At 39.2% G+C, this 1,692-nt stretch carries 3 protein-coding genes; 2 read left to right on the top strand and 1 reads right to left on the bottom strand.

The window, feature by feature from the left end:
* Window positions 1–268: 268 nt before the first annotated feature.
* Both CDZ78_RS20060 and CDZ78_RS20055 read left to right on the top strand, forming a co-directional pair.
* Window positions 269–490: a hypothetical protein gene (locus tag CDZ78_RS20060; protein WP_087871535.1), complete on the top strand. Its 222-nt coding sequence runs from the start codon at window positions 269–271 to the stop codon at window positions 488–490.
* Window positions 491–527: 37 nt separating this feature from the next.
* A complete protein-coding gene (locus CDZ78_RS20055) occupies window positions 528–1,091 on the top strand; it encodes an Lcl C-terminal domain-containing protein (protein ID WP_087871534.1) in 564 nt (187 codons plus the stop codon).
* A 319-nt stretch (window positions 1,092–1,410) separates the two neighbouring features.
* Here CDZ78_RS20055 and CDZ78_RS20050 read toward each other — a convergent pair whose 3' ends face one another.
* Window positions 1,411–1,680: a hypothetical protein gene (locus CDZ78_RS20050; RefSeq protein ID WP_087871533.1), complete on the bottom strand. Its 270-nt coding sequence runs from the start codon at window positions 1,678–1,680 to the stop codon at window positions 1,411–1,413.
* Window positions 1,681–1,692: the final 12 nt, after the last annotated feature.

The following is a 1,692-nucleotide window of genomic DNA, read 5'->3' as shown; positions in this document are numbered from 1 at the left end:
GCATAAAGAATGACATCTTTTTGAAAGTGAGTGCCTTTGAAACTGAGCATATGATCCACCTTTATATTGAAATTGAGAATTATGATAGCAGATAACGTCGGGAAGGGGGGCGTTATCCGACAGAACCCTAAGATTCACATAGAGCCAGTTTATGCGATGATAGAACCTAAAAATCAGTTACAATCATTTGCTACACTCACGATAAGCTTTTGTGACAGAACCAACTAGAAGCCGAGTTGCCTTACAGTTAATTAAAAGAAGATCATTCATGAAAACTATAGTTATTACAAGTGCTTTGTTAGCCTCATCTATTGGGTTTGCTAACGGGGGACACATTGCCAATCGGGTTAATCTGGAAGAAAACAAGAGTGCTGAGAGCTCTGGTGAATTTTCAGCTCTCCCTTCCAATATTCCAGTTTCTATAGTAGATACTACAACTGATTTAGAGACTATTAATGGTAAAGTCTCAACAATAAACGATAAACGATAAAACTACGATCTTATCATACCCAGCTGAAGAGGATAAAATGAAAACAGAGTTTCGGAGCCTGAAGCTTTGTAAAGACAGTGAGTATCTTCAGCAGGAATCTTGTGAGTACACCTACAAAGTGGGGGATACAGGCCCTGCTGGCGGGATTGTCTATTACACTACTGACGATGGAAAACATGGTTTAGAAGTTGGCTTAGAAGATTTGCCGGCCTCACCATGGGGATGCTTTGGAAACGCTATTACTGGTGCACGAGGGAAAAATATAGGGGATGGTAAAGCAAATACAGATGCAATTTTAACTGCCGACTGCACTATCGCCGGTGTGAAATCAGCAGCACATGTAGCAGCTAGTTACTCAAATAACGGCATTTCTGGTTGGCACTTACCCTCTATAGGTTCTTTAAAAGAAATATACTATGTAGTCTATCGAAGCGACTTACCAGGATTCCATCGCAGTGGCACACCTCTTTTTTGGTCCTCAACAGAGGACAATGCCGAGCGTGCGTGGTTGATGATATTTGGTTCTACTGATGTTGAGGATTATCCAGATTATAAGAATGTTATTACCGCAGCTAAAGTACGCCCTGTTCGTTCTTTCTAACACGCAAAAATAGAAAATACCCGCTCGTTAAAGCTCCATTTACAGGATTTTCAGCGAATGCAATAGGACCGAAAGACCCGCCTGTAATGGATATAACAGCGTTTACCGTTACGTTCTTGTTGTGGTTCTGTCGCAAAGAACAACATCACCCTTAGAATTATGATAGCAGATAACGTCGGGAAGGGGGGAATTATGCGACAGAACCCTTACCTTCATATGGTTTAATTTTTCCTAAGTTTTATCATATACAAGCCCTTGCTAATACTCGAAATACCAGCAAGGTCAACCTTTTATTATAAAAGACCATTTTTTATGTCTTTTACATATCTTTTAGTTCTTCACGTATCGCTTTATTTATCGCATAACGCATAGTGGAAGCAATACTTCGATCTAACTGCTCTGCAAGCGCTTCTAATTTCTGATATTCGTAAGGATTAACCTTAATTCCAAGCTGCCTTTTTCTTGCCGCTTTAGGATCTAAAGCCTCATTATCAGATTTTACTTCCACATCAGTTTTGTCAGCTTTATTAATAAAATCATCAATTTTTTTTTCATCTAATGATTTTTTACTTCTATCTTTGAAACTCACCTAAAGAACCTC

This window comes from Bathymodiolus platifrons methanotrophic gill symbiont, from assembly GCF_002189065.1.
In the GTDB taxonomy this organism is placed as follows: Bacteria; Pseudomonadota; Gammaproteobacteria; order Methylococcales; family Methylomonadaceae; genus Methyloprofundus.
This window is presented reverse-complemented; position numbering and strand designations above follow the sequence as displayed.

Bases quoted from the DNA above. Each gene is read 5' to 3' on its own strand.
- CDZ78_RS20060 (WP_087871535.1), top strand. From the start codon at position 269: ATGAAAACTATAGTTATTACAAGTGCTTTGTTAGCCTCATCTATTGGG.
- CDZ78_RS20055 (WP_087871534.1), top strand. From the start codon at position 528: ATGAAAACAGAGTTTCGGAGCCTGAAGCTTTGTAAAGACAGTGAGTAT.